General features: G+C 66.2%; 18 protein-coding genes and 1 riboswitch. Of the genes, 7 read left to right on the top strand and 11 right to left on the bottom strand.

Going from position 1 to position 16062, the window contains the following annotated elements:
- Positions 1–13: 13 nt before the first annotated feature.
- Positions 14–427: an alternative ribosome rescue aminoacyl-tRNA hydrolase ArfB gene (arfB, locus tag AWB83_RS28085; RefSeq protein WP_374729146.1), complete on the top strand. Its 414-nt coding sequence runs from the start codon at positions 14–16 to the stop codon at positions 425–427.
- Between the two features lie 30 nt (positions 428–457).
- Here arfB and AWB83_RS28090 read toward each other — a convergent pair whose 3' ends face one another.
- From AWB83_RS28090 to thiC, 7 genes are all read right to left on the bottom strand, one after another.
- A complete protein-coding gene (locus tag AWB83_RS28090) occupies positions 458–985 on the bottom strand; it encodes a hypothetical protein (protein ID WP_087048893.1) in 528 nt (175 codons plus the stop codon).
- 127 nt (positions 986–1112) lie between these two features.
- Positions 1113–2045 carry a DMT family transporter gene (locus AWB83_RS28095; protein WP_087048894.1) on the bottom strand — a complete coding sequence of 311 codons (933 nt, stop codon included), beginning with the start codon at positions 2043–2045 and terminating at the stop codon, positions 1113–1115.
- Positions 2046–2157: 112 nt separating this feature from the next.
- Positions 2158–3759: an L-lactate permease gene (locus tag AWB83_RS28100; protein WP_087048895.1), complete on the bottom strand. Its 1602-nt coding sequence runs from the start codon at positions 3757–3759 to the stop codon at positions 2158–2160.
- Positions 3760–4015: 256 nt separating this feature from the next.
- A complete protein-coding gene (locus AWB83_RS37570) occupies positions 4016–4144 on the bottom strand; it encodes a hypothetical protein (protein WP_279629100.1) in 129 nt (42 codons plus the stop codon).
- Positions 4145–4406: 262 nt separating this feature from the next.
- Entirely contained in the window at positions 4407–4958 is a 552-nt protein-coding gene (locus AWB83_RS28105; RefSeq protein WP_087048896.1) for a hypothetical protein, read from the bottom strand.
- Positions 4959–5164: 206 nt separating this feature from the next.
- Complete coding sequence (locus tag AWB83_RS28110; RefSeq protein WP_087048897.1) at positions 5165–5377, bottom strand: YMGG-like glycine zipper-containing protein; 213 nt, start codon at positions 5375–5377, stop codon at positions 5165–5167.
- 225 nt (positions 5378–5602) lie between these two features.
- Positions 5603–7534 (bottom strand): phosphomethylpyrimidine synthase ThiC, encoded by a 1932-nt coding sequence (gene thiC, locus AWB83_RS28115; protein ID WP_087048898.1) that lies wholly within the window; start codon positions 7532–7534, stop codon positions 5603–5605.
- Between the two features lie 157 nt (positions 7535–7691).
- A riboswitch (TPP riboswitch) is annotated at positions 7692–7834 on the bottom strand.
- A 418-nt stretch (positions 7835–8252) separates the two neighbouring features.
- On the opposite strand from thiC, the gene AWB83_RS28120 reads away from it, so the two are divergent.
- Positions 8253–9218, top strand: coding sequence for an EamA family transporter (locus AWB83_RS28120; RefSeq protein WP_087048899.1), 966 nt, complete (start codon positions 8253–8255; stop codon positions 9216–9218).
- Between the two features lie 173 nt (positions 9219–9391).
- Here the strand turns inward: AWB83_RS28120 and AWB83_RS28125 are convergent, their stop codons facing one another.
- Positions 9392–9526, bottom strand: a complete 135-nt coding sequence (locus AWB83_RS28125) for an entericidin A/B family lipoprotein (RefSeq protein WP_050328126.1) — start codon at positions 9524–9526, stop codon at positions 9392–9394.
- A 187-nt stretch (positions 9527–9713) separates the two neighbouring features.
- The gene (locus AWB83_RS28130; RefSeq protein ID WP_087048900.1) at positions 9714–11255 is read right to left on the bottom strand and encodes a sensor histidine kinase; all 1542 of its coding nucleotides are present in this window, start codon (positions 11253–11255) and stop codon (positions 9714–9716) included.
- A 130-nt stretch (positions 11256–11385) separates the two neighbouring features.
- Between AWB83_RS28130 and AWB83_RS28135 the strand changes: the two genes are divergently transcribed.
- The 5 genes from AWB83_RS28135 (at position 11386) to AWB83_RS28155 (ending at position 13877) form a co-directional block, all read left to right on the top strand.
- On the top strand, positions 11386–11562 hold the full coding sequence (locus tag AWB83_RS28135; protein ID WP_087048901.1) for a DUF1328 domain-containing protein: 177 nt from the start codon (positions 11386–11388) through the stop codon (positions 11560–11562).
- A 107-nt stretch (positions 11563–11669) separates the two neighbouring features.
- Positions 11670–11831 carry a DUF1328 domain-containing protein gene (locus AWB83_RS28140; RefSeq protein WP_087048902.1) on the top strand — a complete coding sequence of 54 codons (162 nt, stop codon included), beginning with the start codon at positions 11670–11672 and terminating at the stop codon, positions 11829–11831.
- A 213-nt stretch (positions 11832–12044) separates the two neighbouring features.
- Complete coding sequence (locus AWB83_RS28145) at positions 12045–12620, top strand: ferritin-like domain-containing protein (protein WP_087048903.1); 576 nt, start codon at positions 12045–12047, stop codon at positions 12618–12620.
- A 118-nt stretch (positions 12621–12738) separates the two neighbouring features.
- Positions 12739–13371 carry a response regulator gene (locus AWB83_RS28150; RefSeq protein ID WP_087048904.1) on the top strand — a complete coding sequence of 211 codons (633 nt, stop codon included), beginning with the start codon at positions 12739–12741 and terminating at the stop codon, positions 13369–13371.
- 59 nt (positions 13372–13430) lie between these two features.
- Positions 13431–13877, top strand: a complete 447-nt coding sequence (locus tag AWB83_RS28155) for a response regulator (protein ID WP_087048905.1) — start codon at positions 13431–13433, stop codon at positions 13875–13877.
- Positions 13878–13892: 15 nt separating this feature from the next.
- Here AWB83_RS28155 and AWB83_RS28160 read toward each other — a convergent pair whose 3' ends face one another.
- Complete coding sequence (locus tag AWB83_RS28160) at positions 13893–15122, bottom strand: MFS transporter (RefSeq protein ID WP_087048906.1); 1230 nt, start codon at positions 15120–15122, stop codon at positions 13893–13895.
- Positions 15123–15197: 75 nt separating this feature from the next.
- Positions 15198–15998 carry a phosphodiesterase gene (locus AWB83_RS28165; RefSeq protein WP_087048907.1) on the bottom strand — a complete coding sequence of 267 codons (801 nt, stop codon included), beginning with the start codon at positions 15996–15998 and terminating at the stop codon, positions 15198–15200.
- Positions 15999–16062 lie beyond the last annotated feature (64 nt).

Below are 16062 nucleotides of genomic sequence, written 5' to 3' on the forward strand. Positions count from 1 at the left end.
AAGGAGCCGACCGATGACGATGACCGACAGCTTCGCCGTACCGCCGAACGAAATCGAGCTGACGGCCGTGCGCGCGCAAGGCGCGGGCGGTCAGAACGTCAACAAGGTCTCGAGCGCGATCCATCTGCGCTTCGACATCCGCGCGTCGTCGCTGCCGGAGCACATCAAGGCGCGGCTGCTCGCGCTCGCCGACAGCCGCGTCACGCGCGAAGGCGTGATCGTCATCAAGGCGCAGGAGCATCGCACGCAGGACATGAATCGCGCGGCGGCGCTCGCGCGGCTCGACGAGCTGATCAGAAGCGTGAGCGTGACGCGGCGCAAGCGCATCGCGACGAAGCCGACGCGCGCATCGCAGCGGCGCCGTGTGGAGAGCAAGGTGAAGCGCGGCGCGATCAAGGCGGGAAGGGGACCCGTGCGCGGGGATTGACGCTGCGCCGTCGTGGCGCGCGTGCCGACTTCAGCTTTGCTGCCACTTCGGCGGCACATCGACTCGCGGCCCGAGGAAGTACGACTTCATCACCTCGCGCCCGATCACCCGCCCGAGCTCGGCGGACACGCAGTAATTGCCGATCATCAGGAACAGCAGGATCTGGATCGCCCAGAACTGCGGCCAGTTGATGTGCGTGATCAGTTCATGATTCGCGGCCACCAGGCTGTGCGTTTCCTTCCAGAAGTCGAACAGGCGCTCGAGATAGTGAAAGATGCCGGCCACGACGGTATAGATGAGCGTCTTCCAGGCCGCATTCCAGATCAGCGGACGATCCGGATAGCGATTGATGAACGGCAGCATGTTGGCGATGAGCACCGCCTTGCCGAGAATCAGCGAGGCGACGATCACCGAGACGGAAGTCGGGAGCGAGATGCCGGTGCCTTTCACCATCAGCGCTCGAATGATGACAACGGCATGCAGGAGGACGAAGAAAAAGAGGGTGGGCGGCACCATCTTCATTATCTCGTGCTTGATCTTGGCGAAGGAATCTCCCATGTCCGCTCCCGGCGAAAAACGCGAAGGATGACGCGGCACCGCACGGCATGCAACTCGCATCCAAACAATATGACTGACGCGAGCCATGGCCGCCGCCAACGGCCGGCGTTCACGGGAGAAGTCCAGGTCACCGCGCGAGCTTGTGTCGCCCGAAAAAAGGGAGGCGGCCGAGCGCGCCCGTCGCGAGCGCGGTGCCCGCGAGCACGATGGCGCATCCCGCGAGCATCGCCAGCGACACCCGTTCGCCGAGAAATAGCGCGCCCCACAGAATGCCGAAGAGCGGAATGACGAAGGTGACGGTCATCGCGCGCGCCGGGCCCGCGACCGCGACCAGATGGAAATAGATGAAGTACGCGATGCCCGTGCAGCCGATGCCGAGGGCGAGCACCGCGCCCCATGCATGCGCGGAAACGGGCGCGGCGGGCCACGTGAGCAACGCGATCGGCGCGAGCGTGAGCGTCGCGCCTAGCATGCTGCCGGCGGCGTTGGTCATCGCGTCGACGTCCATCAGATATCGTTTCGCGAAGTTGCCGGCGACGCCGTAGAGCGCCGATGCCACGAGCGCCGCGGCGGCCGCGAGCAGGCCCCGCACGGGCAGCGCGGCATCGGGTCCGGCCTGCGCGGGCGCGACCTGATTCCATACGAGCACGAGCACGCCCGCGAAGCCGATCGCCATGCCGATCGTGCGCGCGGTCGTCAGGCGGTCCCTGAGCCACAGATAGGCGACGAGCGCGCCCCAGAGCGGAGTCGTCGCGTTGATGACGGACGTGGCGCCGGCCGAGAGCGTCAGCTCCGCATAGGCGAAGAGACAAAACGGCGCGGCCGAGTTGAGGATGCCGACCGCGAGCAACGGCAGCCAGCGTGTGCGCAGGGTCGCGGCGGTGGCGGCGAGCGGGCGGCGCGCGAGCAGCATCGCCACCAGAAACACCGCGCCGATGCCCACGCGCAAGGCCATCAGCGGCGCGACGCCGAACTCGGCGACGCCCACGCGGATGAAGAGAAACGACGCGCCCCACAGGGCGGCGAGCGCGATCAGTTGCAGCAGATTGGCGGGCGACATGGCGAGGCGGACTCTGGAATGCTCATCGAAAGTCCGCGCATGTTAGCACCGGGTTCGCGACCATGGAACGCCCGCCGGAAGAGAGCGCAAGAAGCGGGACATCGATGCGCCATCAATGCGGCGGAATCATCCAGGTCAGCACGTTCTGCTGCAGCCACACGAGCACGCCGAGCAGGACCGTGAGGAAGATCGAATGCCAGAACGTGCGCGCGAAGACGAGACCTTCCTTGCCTTTGAGCTCGGTCGTGGCCACGCCGGTCGAGATGTTCTGCGGCGAGATCATCTTGCCCATCACGCCGCCGGACGAGTTGGTCGCGGCCATCAGCACCGGATTGAGGTTGAGCTGGTTGGCCGCCACCACCTGCAGGTTGCCGAACAGCGCGTTGCCCGAGGTGTCGCTGCCGGAAAGGAACACCGCGACCCAGCCGAGGAACGCGGACACGAGCGGGAAGAACGGCCCGACGGACGCCACGCCGAGGCCCAGCGTGTAGTTCATGCCCGAGTAGTTCATCAGATACGCGAGGCCGACGATCGTCGCCACCGTCAGAATCGCGATGCGCGTCTGCACCCACGTATCCACGATCGCCGCGCCGTACTCGCGCGCGGGCAGCTTCACCATGAGCGCGGTGATGATCGACGCGACGAGGATCGCGGTGCCGGTCGCGAGCGGCTGAAAGTCCCAGATCGCGCCGTACGGCTGGTTGTACAGCGTGATGTAGACGGCCTTGTCGAGTCCCGGCCATGCAATCTTGACGTCGCCGATCATGAAGATCTTGAGCACCGTCCACACGATCACGACCACCGACACGACGATCCACGGCAGCCAGCCCTGGGTGCCCGAGAGCGTCGCGCGCGTGTCCGCGAGGCGGTCGACGTTCACGGCGAAGCGCTCGTCCGCGACGGGTTTCCACACCCGCAGGAACGCGATGGTGAGGATCAGCGAGACGAGCGACGCGAGCACGTCGGTCAGCGCGTAGCTGATGTAGTTCGACGTCACGAATTGCGTGAGCGCGAACGCGCCGCCCGAAACCAGCAGCACGGGCCAGATGCGCATCATGCTGCGAAAGCCCGCATAGACGCCGATCACGTAGAACGGCAGGAAGAACGCGAAGAGCGGCAACTGGCGGCCGACCATTTTCGCGAGGGCGTCGGTCGGCAGGTGCGTGACGGCGCCGAGCACGGTGATCGGCACGCCGAGCGCGCCGAACGCGACCGGCGCGGTGTTGAAGATCAGCGTGAAGGTGAGCGCTTCGAGCGTCGGAAAGCCGAGCAGGATCAGGAGCGAGCTCGTGATGGCGATCGGCGTGCCGAAGCCCGAGATGCCCTCGAGCAGCGCGCCGAACGAGAAACCGATCACGACGAGCACGATGCGCCGGTCGTTCGGCAGGTTATCGACCATCCACAGGCGAAAGGCCTCGAAACGGCCGGAGCGTTGCGCGACGTTGTACAGCAGGATCGCGGCGAACACGATCCACATGACGGGCCACAGCGCGAACACCGCGCCCGCCACGACGGAGTCGACCGCGAGGCCGACGGGGAAGTGCCAGCCCGCCACGGCGATGATCAGCGCGAGCACGAGACCCGCGAGGGACGCCTGCCACGCCGGGCGGCGCGCCCAGCCGAGCAGCACGAGCACGAGGATGATCGGCAGCGCGGCGACGATGAAGGAGGCGAAGAGCGAGTTCGCGATCGGGGTCAGCAGCTGATGGAACATCGGGTCTCCTTTTTTCTGTCATGAGCGGGAGCGGCGGGAAGCGAGCCGCGATGCGCGTGGAGGTCGATGTTGCAGCAGCAGGCGTCCGCGTGCTTAAGCGGACGCATAACGCGCACACTAAGAATAGGGCGCGAACGGCTTGCGTCAAGGCGTGAATGCCCTTCATTGCCGCGCGCCGTTCGGGCGGGCATGACGAGGCGCGGCGCGGGCCGCCGCGCTGCCATTGTATGAACGGCGTAAGGAAGGGTCGAAGCGGTCAGCCTTCCGCGATGACGCCGGGCGCGCGTTCCTCACGGCCGGCGACAGGCGTCTGACGGAACACCCAGATGGTCAGCAACCCGAGCGAGGCGAGCATCCAGAGCAGAAAAAACACGAAGGCCATCATGTCGATCCCCTGAAAACGGAACGTCCGCAACGTCGGTTGCCGTTGCGCCGCGGCAAATAGGGGAAATGTCTAGCCAAAATCATGCCAATGGTCTGGCGAAATCCGCCAAGTCATTGTCGGGAAAGGAAAGTGCGCGAGCGCACGATCCCGCGATTCCTGCGTGCGCGTCCGAACTGATCGGAAAATGTTGCAGCGATGTTACGCGAAGGCGAAAAAACCGGCGCGTTGTCTCAATTGATGCAACACCGGCGCGTGCGCGGCTTCAATGCCCGTGACCGCCACCGCCTCCGCCATGCCAGCCTCCGCCGCCTTGCCAACTGCTGCCACCGCCGTGCCAACCTCCGCCGCCGCCGTGCCATCCTCCACCGCCGCCGTGCCATCCACCGCCATGCCAGCCGTTGCCGTGCCATCCACCGCCGTGCCAGCCGTGCCCCCAGCAGCAACCGCCGCCGCCCCAATAGCCGAAGCCGAACGAGATCGCCGGATAGCCATAGCCGTAGCCGTAATACGCCGGGTAAGCAGCGTAGGGCGGATAGTAGGGATAGGGATACGGATAGGTCTGGTAGTAATCGGCGTACGGCCCGACCGCGTACTGATACTCGGGCGGAAGCGTCGCGGCGGGCGCGGCGGCCGCCGTGCCCGATGCCGCCTGAGCCGGCAGCGTGAATTCCTGCTGTGTGTAGGTCGTGCCGACGACGGGGTAAGACGGGTAAGCCGGATAACCGTAAGGGTAGTAGCACCCGCCGAGAAGAAGCCCCGCAGCGAGCGCGATGGCGGCGGTGCAGGGTCCGAGACTACTGCGGACGGAAATCATGATGCTGCTCCTTGCGGTACGGCGTGCCGGACTCTTGGCTCGAAAAAAAGCGGGTCCGTTAAGAAGCAGCTTACTCGAACGAGGCCAGGCAGGCGTCGGATGTGATGTGACAAAGCATTACCGGAGTGCCTTCCTGTAACAAACTTGAAACAACGCGTGGAAAACGCGGCGAAGCGCGCGGGCCTCGCCGCTCGCGGATGGCCTCGCTACTTGCCGACCTGATTGCCGATGACGCCGCCGACTGCCGCGCCGCCGAGCGTGGACAGCGCGCTGCCGCCGATCACCGCGCCGCCCGCCGCACCCACGCCCGCGCCGATGGCGGTATCCCGCTGACGCGTGGTCATGTCGCCGCAGGCGGTCAATCCTCCCAGGAATGCAACGACTATTGCAGCGGCGCCGATCTGTTTGATGTTTTTCATGTCGACTCTCCAATACGATGATGAGCTGAATCGGCTGGATTTCGGCGTTCACCAAAGCGGCCGCCACGTTTTTCGCCGGTTCGTTCGTCTTTCAGCAGGAAAGGTGCCCGATTCGTCCGAGGACGACGCTGGCTCAGGCCTGACAAGGCTTCGCGCCCCGTGCACATGAAAAAACGGCCTGCCGCACGCGCGATGCGACAGGCCGTTGTCAGCTGGAAAGCAAGATCAGGTCGGCTGATAGATCTCCGCGCCTTTCTTCACGAACTCGATCGCCTTCGTCTCCATGCCCTTGGAGAGCGCCTCGGTTTCGCTCAAACCTTGCTTCGCCGCGAAGTCGCGCACGTCCTGCGTGATCTTCATCGAACAGAAGTGCGGGCCGCACATCGAGCAGAAGTGGGCGACCTTGGCCGAATCCTTAGGCAGGGTTTCGTCGTGAAATTCACGCGCCTTGTCCGGATCGAGGCCGAGATTGAACTGGTCCTCCCAGCGGAACTCGAAGCGCGCCTTGGAGAGCGCGTTGTCGCGCACCTGCGCGCCCGGATGACCCTTCGCCAGATCCGCCGCGTGCGCCGCGAGCTTGTACGTGATGATGCCTTCCTTCACGTCGTCCTTGTTCGGCAGGCCGAGGTGCTCCTTCGGCGTGACGTAGCAGAGCATCGCGGTGCCGAACCAGCCGATCATCGCGGCGCCGATGCCCGAGGTGATGTGGTCGTAGCCCGGCGCGATGTCCGTCGTGAGCGGCCCGAGCGTGTAGAAGGGCGCCTCGTCGCACCATTGCAGCTGGAGATCCATGTTCTCCTTGATGAGCTGCATCGGCACGTGGCCGGGGCCTTCGATCATCACCTGCACGTCGTGCTTCCACGCGACCTGCGTCAATTCGCCGAGCGTCTTCAGCTCGCCGAGCTGCGCTTCGTCGTTGGCGTCGTAGATGGAGCCGGGGCGCAGGCCGTCGCCGAGCGAGAACGAGACGTCGTACTGCTTCATGATCTCGCAGATGTCCTCGAAGTGCTCGTAGATGAAGCTTTCCTTGTGATGCGCGAGGCACCACTTCGCCATGATCGAGCCGCCGCGCGAGACGATGCCGGTCATGCGGTTCGCCGTCAGCGGCACGTATTGCAGGCGCACGCCGGCGTGTATCGTGAAGTAGTCGACGCCTTGCTCGGCCTGCTCGATCAGCGTGTCGCGGAAGATTTCCCACGTGAGGTCTTCGGCCTTGCCGTTGACCTTTTCGAGCGCCTGATAGATCGGCACCGTGCCGATCGGCACCGGCGAGTTGCGGATGATCCACTCGCGCGTCTCGTGGATGTGCTTGCCGGTGGACAGGTCCATCACGGTGTCGCCGCCCCAGCGGATCGCCCAGGTCATCTTGTCGACTTCCTCGCCGATGGACGAGGTCACCGCCGAATTGCCGATGTTCGCGTTGATCTTCACGAGGAAGTTGCGGCCGATGATCATCGGCTCGCTTTCCGGGTGATTGATGTTCGCGGGGATGATCGCGCGGCCGCGCGCCACTTCCTCGCGCACGAACTCGGGCGTGATCTCCTTCAACGCGTCCTTGCCGAACGCCGCCGCGCCGAAGGCCTGGCCGGGATGCTGGCGGCCCATCATGTTCGCGAGCTTCTCGCCGTTCGGGCCGCTCTGGCGCAGGCTTTCGAGATACTCCGCGCGCCGCTGGTTCTCGCGGATCGCGATGTACTCCATCTCCGGCGTGATGATGCCCTGGCGCGCGTAGTGCATCTGCGAGACGTTCTTGCCGGCGAGCGCGCGGCGCGGCTTGCGATGCAGGCCGGGAAAGCGCAGCTCGGCGGTCTTCGGATCGGCGGCGCGTTCGCGGCCGAAGTCGCTGGAAAGACCCGCGAGCTCTTCCGTGTCGCCGCGCTTGTCGATCCACGCGCCGCGCAATGCGGGCAGGCCGGAGCGGATGTCAATCGCAGCTTCCGGATCGGTGTACGGACCCGACGTGTCGTACACGTACACCGGCGGATTCTTCTCGCCGCCGAAGCCGTCCGGCGTGTCGGACTGCGTGATCTCGCGCATCGGCACCCGGATGTCGGGCGTCGATCCGCTCACGTAGACCTTGCGCGAGTTCGGCAGCGGCGCGATCGCGGCGGCATCGACGACGGCGTTCTCGGACAGAAACTTGGGATTGGCATTCATGTGCTGTGTCTCCTGTGGGGAAGGATTGTCTCCAGCGTTGCCGTTCGGTGCGCGCGCGCATCGGCCGGCTCGGCTGACTCAGGAGCTAAACAGGGAGGAACGAGATGGAAAGGTACGGACCCGGAAGAAGTGGCGATGCGTGAGATCTACATTCAAGCCGCCAGGCCCGAACGCTTCCCTGCGCTGGCATTATCCAGATCAGGTTCAAAGGGTATTTCTCACCCACGCCACACGAGGCGGCCCGGTCCGACGAAGCCGGACGAAACCGCGATGTGCAACGCAGGACCCCCGCGTTAGCAGCCGCCACATTACACCGCGGCGTGGCGTCTTGGCAACCATCCGCGAACTTCGCACGTGGTTTCGTCGATCGTGTGCAGCGCTTACTGCATAATGTCGGGCGCCGCGGCTTTCGGTGTTTTCCCCGACCGTGTTTGCCCGAGCCGCGCCGTCACCGTCTTGCGACGGGCACCGCGGCCGTACCCGAAAGCGTCGCCGCCGTCGCGTGGCTCACCGTTCGTCACGCACCGCGCGTCCGCACCTCAACCGTTTCGCCATGCCGTCCTGTTTCGTCCGTCCCGCCGCGCCCCTCCCGGGCGTCGCCGCTCACGACGCGTTGACCGTCCCCGCTTTCATCGTCGATCTTATTGTTGATCCCATTGCCGCTCGTCCGCCTCGCGCGGCGCTCGGCGCGCCTCGCGCAGCTTTCGCGGAGTGAGGCATGTCCGAACTCTCGCCGAAGCTGCCGCCCCGGCCCGCACCGCCGCGCCTGCCGTTCAGCCTGCCCGACCGTTTCCCGTTCCGCCTGCCGCGCACGCACCGGGGCCAGGTCGTGCTCGCGCTCGCGGTCGTCTATCTCGTCTGGGGCTCGACCTATCTCGCCGTGCATCTGTGCCTCGCGTCGTTCCCGCCGCTGCTGCTGTCCGGCTTGCGCAACCTGCTCGCGGGCATCGGGCTTTTCGTCTTCGCGGCGCGCAGGAAGCCGGTCTGGCCGACGATGATCGAAGTGCGCAACGCCGCGCTCGTCGGCACGCTGCTCGTCGGCCTGTCGAGCGGGATGCTCGCCTACGGCATGCGCACGGTCGAGACCGGCACCGCCGCGGTGATGGTCGCGACGGTCCCGCTCTTCGCGACGCTCATCGCCGCCCTCACGGGCCGGCGCATCGCGAAAGGAGAGTGGGTGGCGGTCGGACTCGGGCTGCTCGGCATCGTGCTGCTGAATCACGGCGATCCGAGCGCCGGTTCGACCGCGGGCAGCCTCGCGATTCTCTGCGGCGCGATCTTCTGGGCAGGCGGCTCGCATCTCGCGAGCCGCCTCAGGCTGCCGTCCGATCTCTTCGTCTCGACGGCGCTGCAGATCGGTCTCGGTGGTTCGATCGCGACGGTCTTCGCCTTGATTTCGGGCGAGCGCCTCGGTCATGTCGGCTTCGTGCCGGGCACATCGTTCGTCTATCTCATGCTGATCGGCACGATGGCCGCCTACGTCGCCTACGGCTTCCTGATCCGGCATACGAGCCCGATCATCGCGAGCAGTTGCATGTACGTGAATCCGGTCGTCGCGGTGATGCTCGGTGCGCTCCTGCTCGGCGAGATCATCACGCGCTGGACCGTCGTCGCGACGGTCGTGATTCTGCTCTCCGTCGGGCTCTCCTTCTGGTTCGACTATCGGCGGCGCGGGCTCGTCTGAGTCCGTTCTGAAACTCGACGCCCGGCCGAAAACACCGGTCGGGCGTTTTTTTGGCGCTGCGGGCCGCACAAAAAAATCCCGCCGCACGAAGCGGCGGGAAGACAGGAACTGCATCGACGCCACGGAACGCGTGAGCGTCGGACGCGCCGCAACGTTGCGGCGCGCGTGGCCTGTTACTTGTGCTCTTCGGCGGAGTTCGAAATGGCCTGACCGCCCTTCGAGATATCCTGGCCCGCTCCCGAGATGGTGTTGCAGCCTGCGAGAGCCGCCGTGCCGGCGATCAACAGCAAAGCGATGAGTCGAGTCATTTGTATCCCCCTTGGAGTTGAAATGCGTGACAGGAATCGGATTCGCGCATCGTGTCTGGTCGGCGGACGCGTATTCGGCATCCAGCCTGACTGGTATGAACGATCATAAAAAAGCCGGTTCGCGCAGGCTGTAGGCATGCGTGCGATTTTCTTGTCGGCGCGCTCCGCATTTCACGTCGGAATCGTCCTACGCAAGCGGCGTTGCAATCGGTGTCGTGACGGGCTCGGGGCTCATCGCATCGGCGCTGCGCTCGCGCGGCATCGACACGCTGATGATCGTGCCGTGCGGCGCCGCGCGCTCGATCTCGAAGCGTCCGCCGCGCGCCGACACGCGCTGGCGCATGCCGACGAGGCCGTGCGTCTGCGTGCGCTTCAGGTCCTGCGGCCGGATGCCGATGCCGTCGTCGCCGATGACGAGCGACACGCTTTCTTCATCGAGCGCGAGCGCCACGCGGATGCGGCTCGCGCGCGCGTACTTCGCCGCGTTCGTGAGCGATTCCTGAGCGACCCGGAAAAGCGCGATCTCGATCGCCTCGCCGAGCTTCATGTCCTCGCCCGGCAGATCGAATTCGACGCTCCAGCCGTTGCGTTGCGCGGCTTCGTCGGCGAGCGAGCGCAGCGCCGTCACGAGACCGAAGCTGGCGAGCACGGTCGGACGCATGTCCTCGATGATGCGGCGCTTGAGCGCGATCCCCTGATCGAGGTTGCCGAGCGCGCGCGAGAGCTTTTCGGCCATCGCGGGCTCGGCGTCCCTGAGCTTGCCGCGCACCCATGCGACGTCCATCTTGCTCGCGGTGAGGATCGAGCCGAGCTCGTCGTGCAGCTCGCGCGCGAGCTCCGTCTTCTCGTTTTCGCTGACGGATTGCAGATGCCAGGCGAGCGCTTCCAGCTGTCGCGTGCGCGCGAACACGAGCTGATCGAGCTCTTCCTGCTGCGTGATGAGCGCCTTCTGCACGCGCGCCTGCTTGTCGAGCTGGATGCCGAGATTGCGGAACAGCAGCAGGAACAACACGATATTGAGCGCGCACAGCGCGGCGACGCAGAGCGTCGAGATGCGCTGATCGGCCCGGCTCGCGTCGAGCGCGTGCTGCGCGCGCTGTTCTTCGTTCAGGCGCAGGAGCGAGAGCGCGGCATCCAGGGTCGCGCTGTCCGGCGGCGGCAGGGCAAGGGCGCGCTCGCGCGCGGCGGAATCGGCGGACGCGTCTTTCGAGAGATCGGCGAGGCGCACCGTGCCTTGCGCGATTTCGTCGTCGGCGGCGGCGCGGATCTGCGCGAAGCTCGCGAACGCCGCGTCGTCGCCGATGCGCCGGTAGTACGCATCGAGCGAGGCGAGCGTGCGCCGCACGCGCGCCGACGTCTCTTCGAAATGGGTCCGGTATGCGCCGTCCGGCTGCAGCGCGAAGCCGCGTTCGTCGGCGGTGAGCGTCGCGAAATCGGCGGCGAGCGTCGAGAGCTGCGCGGTCGCGCCCTTGGCGTCGAGCGCGGTTTCGTATTCCGCGGCGATGCGCATGCGCCCCGACTCCAGAATCACGAGGCCGCCCACGGTGATGACGATTGCAACCGTCATCGCGACCGCCCAGCTGTAGCGGCGCATCCATTCGTTCAGGCGCGTGGCGCGACGCGCGATACCCGCCGGCGCGGGCTGCGCCGTCGAGGGCGTCTCGGGCTCGAAGGACGGCGCATCGTCCTCGAGGATGTTCGGTAGCGCGGCGCGCGGTGCGTGGCTCATGGCGTTGGTCGAAGCCGGATTGAAAGCGTGTGTCGGTGGATTCCCACAGCAAAAAAGGAGCCAGCCCGAATGCGCCGCGCGAAAGTCATGGTTAGCATGGTTCCGTCATTCATTCATACGGGGAACGATCATGCTGAAGTGGGCGTTGTTTTTCGCGATCGTGGCCGTGATCGCCGGCGTGCTGGGCTTCACGGGCGTCGCTGCCGGTGCTGCCGCCATCGCCAAATTCCTGTTCGTGCTGTTCCTGATCCTCTGCGTCGTGTTCCTGGTGCTGGGGTTCGTCCTCACGAAAAAGGCGATCGACTAGCGTCGATCCGACGCGCCTTCTCTCGACCATAGCCATGTCCTGGCGGCGGCCACATCGGAGATTCCGGTGCGGCCGAACCCGGTTCGCACAACCTTGAAGGAGGTTCCATGCTTCACTACGCTGCAGTCTTCTTCGTCATCGCCATCATCGCGGCCATATTCGGCTTCACCGGCATCGCGGCCGGCGCGGCTGAAATCGCGAAGATCCTTTTTTATATTTTTCTCGTCGTGTTCGTGGTCACGCTGCTGCTCGGCGTATTCCGAACGTGACGCCGCGCCGCGCGAAAGCGTGAGCCATCGGGCCGCGCGCGGGTCTTGCGCCCGTCGCGCGCCCTGTTTCGAGGACCAGGCATGGCGCATGCATCCGAGTCTCCGATTGGATAGCAGGGCTCTATGCAAATCGCGCGCAGCCGGGGCGTACCAGCCCATGCGCGGACCTGCTCCAGCGACCGTCATTCCAGCAATTTCACAGGAGCGAATCAAATGTCCAAATCGTCTGCTGTAAAAGCCGCGCCGAGCCATTCCGGGGACGCCTTCGTCATCGACGTCGAAAAGATTCGCGCCGATGCGCGGCAGCACATGGACGAAGGCCCGGTGACCGCGAGCTACGGCGCCGACCGCGAGACGGTGCTCAAGCTGCTCAACGACTCGCTCGCCACGGAAATCGTCTGCACCCTGCGCTACAAGCGTCACTACTTCATGGCGAAGGGGATTCACTCGGAAGCCGTCGCGCAGGAATTCCTGCAACACGCGAACGAGGAACAGCAGCACGCCGATACGCTCGCCGAACGCATCGTGCAACTCGGCGGCGCGCCGAATTTCGCGCCCGACGGCCTCTCGTCGCGTTCGCATTCGGAGTACAGCGAAGGCAAGGATCTGATCGACATGATCCGCGAGAACCTGATCGCGGAGCGCATCGCGATCGACACCTATCGCGAGATCATCCGCTATCTCGGTGACAAGGACGTCACGACGCGGCGCATCTTCGAGGAGATTCTGGCCGTCGAGGAAGAGCACGCGGACGACATGGCCGATCTGCTGCAAGGCCGCGACGGCTGATGGCCACGGCGCCGCAGGCGCGAAGCGCGACGGACCCGCCGCGCATCGCGCTCGGCGGCCCACGCGTGAGATGACCGTTCAACTACTACAAGAGCGTCCGGCAGCGCGGACGGCGCGAATGATTCGAGTCCTGATAGCCGACGACCATGCGATCGTGCGCAGCGGGTTCCGGCAGTTCGTCGCGGACGAGCCCGACATGGAAGTGGCCGCCGAAGCCGCAACCGGCGACGAAGCCATCGCGCTCGTGCGCGAGCAGGCGTTCGGCGTCGTGTTGCTGGACATCGCGATGCCCGACAAGAATGGCGTCGACACCTTGCGCGTCATCAAGCAGATCCGGCCGGAGCAGGGCGTGCTGATGCTTTCGGGCTTTCCGGAGAGCCAGTACGCGATCAATCTGCTGAAAGCCGGCGCGAACGGCTATCTGAACAAGGACGCCGCGCCCGACGAGATCGTGCGCGCGATCCGCACGGTGGCGCGGGGGCATCGCTATCTTTCCGAGTTCATCGCGGACGCGCTCGCCGACAAGCTCGACAAGCCCGCCGCGGAACGGCCTCACGAAATGCTGTCGGAACGCGAGTTCCAGATCTTCTGCAAGCTCGCGGGCGGGCGGATTCCCACGGAAATCGCGCAGGAGCTGCATCTGTCGGTGAAGACGGTAAGCACGTATCGCGCGCGCGTGCTGGAAAAGATGCGACTCTCCAACAACGCCGATCTCACGTATTACGCGATCAAGAACGGCCTGATCGAATAGCGGCGCGGCGTGCGAAATTCGCGCGCCGCGCTTGGCCTATTAGCCGGAGGACGCCCGACGTGGGCAATCACATCACCACCGACGACCGGGCACGGCAACCGACGCCGGATGGCGCGCCGCTCGCGGTGCTGCTGATCGAGGATTCGCCGCTGATTCGCCGCAGCCTCACCGAGGCGATCGAGGCGCTCGGCCGCTGGCGCGTGACCGCCTGCGCCGATGCACCCGACGACGCCATCGCGCTGCTGTCGGCGCAGCCTTTCGACGCGGTGATCGTCGATCTGCAACTGAAGCGCGGCTCGGGCATCGACGTGCTCGCGTGGCTCAGGGAAAGCGGCGCGCAAGCGTCGCGCCGCGCGTTCGTCGCGGTGCTCACCAACCACGCGCTGCCCGCGTATCGCGAACGTTGCCTGCAATACGGCGTGCGTCACTTCTTCGACAAGTCGCTCGAATTCGACCGCGTGCTCGATGCGTTGCACGACTACGCGCGCGAGCGCGTTCATCCCTGATATCGCTGCCTCGAGCTACGTGCGCGGGTTCGCCGCCGCGCGGCGCTCGCGCCTGCGCCAGTGACTGAAGCCGGCGAGCCCCGTTGCCGCGAGGCCGGCCAGGCACACGCCCGTCCAGCCCATCGCGTGCCAGGCGAGCGACGCGAGCGCCGAACCCAGCGCCCCGCCGATGAAGTACGCCACCATGTAGACGGTGTTCACGCGGCTGCGCGCTTCGGGCCTGAGCGCGTAGATGCGCGACTGGTTCGAGATCTGCGCCGCCTGCACGCCGACATCGAGCACGATCACGCCGACGATCAGCCCGGCGATGCTCCTCGCCGAAAACGCGAACACGACGAACGACAGCGCGGTGAGCCCGATGCAAAGCGAGATGACGGCGCGCGGGCCGCGCCGGTCGGCGGACTTGCCCGCGAGCGGCGCGGCGAGCGCGCCTGCCGCGCCGACGATGCCGAAGAGCCCCGCCGCCTGCGGTCCCAGGTGGAACGGCTCGCCCGCGAGCAGCAGCGTGAGCACCGACCAGAATATGCTGAATGCGGCGAAGAGCGAACCGCCGGTGAGCGCGGCCTCGCGCAGGGCGGGACTTTCCAGGGTGAGATGCCGCATCGAGCCGAGCAGCTTGCCGTAGGAGAGCGTCGAGGTCGGACGGCTCTTCGGCAGCCGCGCGATGACGACCACCGCGAGCGCGACCGTCGCGATCACCGACGCGCCGAACACCGCGCGCCAGCCGAAATATTGCGCGACGAAGCCGGACACCGTGCGCGCGAGCAGGATGCCGAGCAGGAGGCCGCTCATCACCGTGCCGACGGCGTGGCCGCGCTCGGCGGCGGGCGCGAGCTCGGCGGAGAAGGGCACGGCCTGCTGCGCGATCGTCGACACGACGCCGATCGCGAGGCTCGCCGCGATCAGTACCGCGAGCGTCGGCGCCGTGCACGCGATCACGAGCGATATGCCGAGCGCCGCCAGTTGCAGCAGGATCAGAAGACGCCGGTCGAAGCGGTCGCCGAGCGGCGCGAGCACGAGCATGCCGAGCGCGTAGCCGAGCTGGGTCGATGCAGGCACGGCGCCGATCAGCCAGGCGCTTTCGGGAAACGCCGAGCGGAAGTCCCCGAGCAGCGGCTGATTGAAGTAGATGTTCGCCACCGACACGCCCGCGATCGTCGCGAGCAGCCAGAGCGTGGCGCGCGAGTAGTGCGGATGGCGTTCGGGCGCGTCGGCCGAAGGGGACGGTTGCGGAGAAGTGGGCATGGTCGGTTGGGACGGCAGGACGATTGCCGCCAGCCGCCGATCATACTGAAGACGCGCGAAAGCCGCTGAGCGCGGCTAGAAAGGCTGCGGACCGCCGCCCTGTTCGACGCTCACGCAATGCGTGACGAGTCCCAGGTCCGCGCGCCACAGATGCAGCCCGAACGCGGGCGGCTCCATGACGAACGCGTCGGGGCTGCCGGGATTCAGTTGCAGCGCGACCTGATGCGCGGTCGACGGCGCGCACCATACGATCGTGCCGCCGAAGCGCACGCTGATCGCGCGATGCACGTGACCGCACACGATGCGCTCGACATTCGGATGGCGCCGCAGCAGGGCTTCGAGCGCGCGGCTGTCGTCGGGGGCGAGGCGGATGTCGTCCATGAAGCCGATGCCGCACGCAAAGGGCGGATGATGCATGCCGATCACGACCGGCTGTTCGCGGCAGGCCTCGAGTTGCGCTTCGAGCCAGGCGAGACGCGCGGCGCACAGGCGGCCGGCGGCCAAGCCGGGGTCGAGCGTGTCGAGCACGATTACGCGGACCTCGCCCACATCGTACGCGTATTGCACGAAGCCGCCGTCGCCCGCGAGCTCGGGGCGGTCGCCGAACACCGCGCGCAGGTTGCCGCGATCGTCGTGATTGCCGACGAGCACGCGCCAGGGCATCGCGAGCCTGTCGAGCAGCGTGCGCAGATGACGGTACTCGTCGATGCCGCCGGCATCGACGAGATCGCCTGTGACCAGCACGGCGTCGGGACGAGGGTCGAGCGCGTTGAGCGCATCGATCGCGCGGACGAGATATGCGGCCGTATCGACACGGCCGTAGGCGAGCGTGCCCGGCGGCGTGATGTGCAGATCGCTGATCTGGGCAAGCAGCATACGCGTATGTCTCCTCGTCGAGGCCCGTATGTCGATCTTACTCGTCGATCTCGGCGGGTGGCTT

Origin of the sequence: Caballeronia ptereochthonis, assembly GCF_001545075.1 — a bacterium.
In the GTDB taxonomy this organism is placed as follows: domain Bacteria; phylum Pseudomonadota; class Gammaproteobacteria; order Burkholderiales; family Burkholderiaceae; genus Caballeronia; species Caballeronia ptereochthonis.

Bases quoted from the DNA above. Each gene is read 5' to 3' on its own strand.
- thiC (WP_087048898.1), bottom strand. From the start codon at position 7,534: ATGAATGCCAATCCCAAGTTTCTGTCCGAGAACGCCGTCGTCGATGCC.
- AWB83_RS28105 (WP_087048896.1), bottom strand. From the start codon at position 4,958: ATGATTTCCGTCCGCAGTAGTCTCGGACCCTGCACCGCCGCCATCGCG.
- AWB83_RS28120 (WP_087048899.1), top strand. From the start codon at position 8,253: ATGTCCGAACTCTCGCCGAAGCTGCCGCCCCGGCCCGCACCGCCGCGC.
- AWB83_RS37570 (WP_279629100.1), bottom strand. From the start codon at position 4,144: ATGATGGCCTTCGTGTTTTTTCTGCTCTGGATGCTCGCCTCGCTCGGG.
- AWB83_RS28150 (WP_087048904.1), top strand. From the start codon at position 12,739: ATGATTCGAGTCCTGATAGCCGACGACCATGCGATCGTGCGCAGCGGG.
- AWB83_RS28140 (WP_087048902.1), top strand. From the start codon at position 11,670: ATGCTTCACTACGCTGCAGTCTTCTTCGTCATCGCCATCATCGCGGCC.
- arfB (WP_374729146.1), top strand. From the start codon at position 14: ATGACGATGACCGACAGCTTCGCCGTACCGCCGAACGAAATCGAGCTG.
- AWB83_RS28160 (WP_087048906.1), bottom strand. From the start codon at position 15,122: ATGCCCACTTCTCCGCAACCGTCCCCTTCGGCCGACGCGCCCGAACGC.
- AWB83_RS28145 (WP_087048903.1), top strand. From the start codon at position 12,045: ATGTCCAAATCGTCTGCTGTAAAAGCCGCGCCGAGCCATTCCGGGGAC.
- AWB83_RS28100 (WP_087048895.1), bottom strand. From the start codon at position 3,759: ATGTTCCATCAGCTGCTGACCCCGATCGCGAACTCGCTCTTCGCCTCC.
- AWB83_RS28090 (WP_087048893.1), bottom strand. From the start codon at position 985: ATGGGAGATTCCTTCGCCAAGATCAAGCACGAGATAATGAAGATGGTG.
- AWB83_RS28130 (WP_087048900.1), bottom strand. From the start codon at position 11,255: ATGAGCCACGCACCGCGCGCCGCGCTACCGAACATCCTCGAGGACGAT.
- AWB83_RS28165 (WP_087048907.1), bottom strand. From the start codon at position 15,998: ATGCTGCTTGCCCAGATCAGCGATCTGCACATCACGCCGCCGGGCACG.
- AWB83_RS28095 (WP_087048894.1), bottom strand. From the start codon at position 2,045: ATGTCGCCCGCCAATCTGCTGCAACTGATCGCGCTCGCCGCCCTGTGG.
- AWB83_RS28110 (WP_087048897.1), bottom strand. From the start codon at position 5,377: ATGAAAAACATCAAACAGATCGGCGCCGCTGCAATAGTCGTTGCATTC.
- AWB83_RS28125 (WP_050328126.1), bottom strand. From the start codon at position 9,526: ATGACTCGACTCATCGCTTTGCTGTTGATCGCCGGCACGGCGGCTCTC.
- AWB83_RS28135 (WP_087048901.1), top strand. From the start codon at position 11,386: ATGCTGAAGTGGGCGTTGTTTTTCGCGATCGTGGCCGTGATCGCCGGC.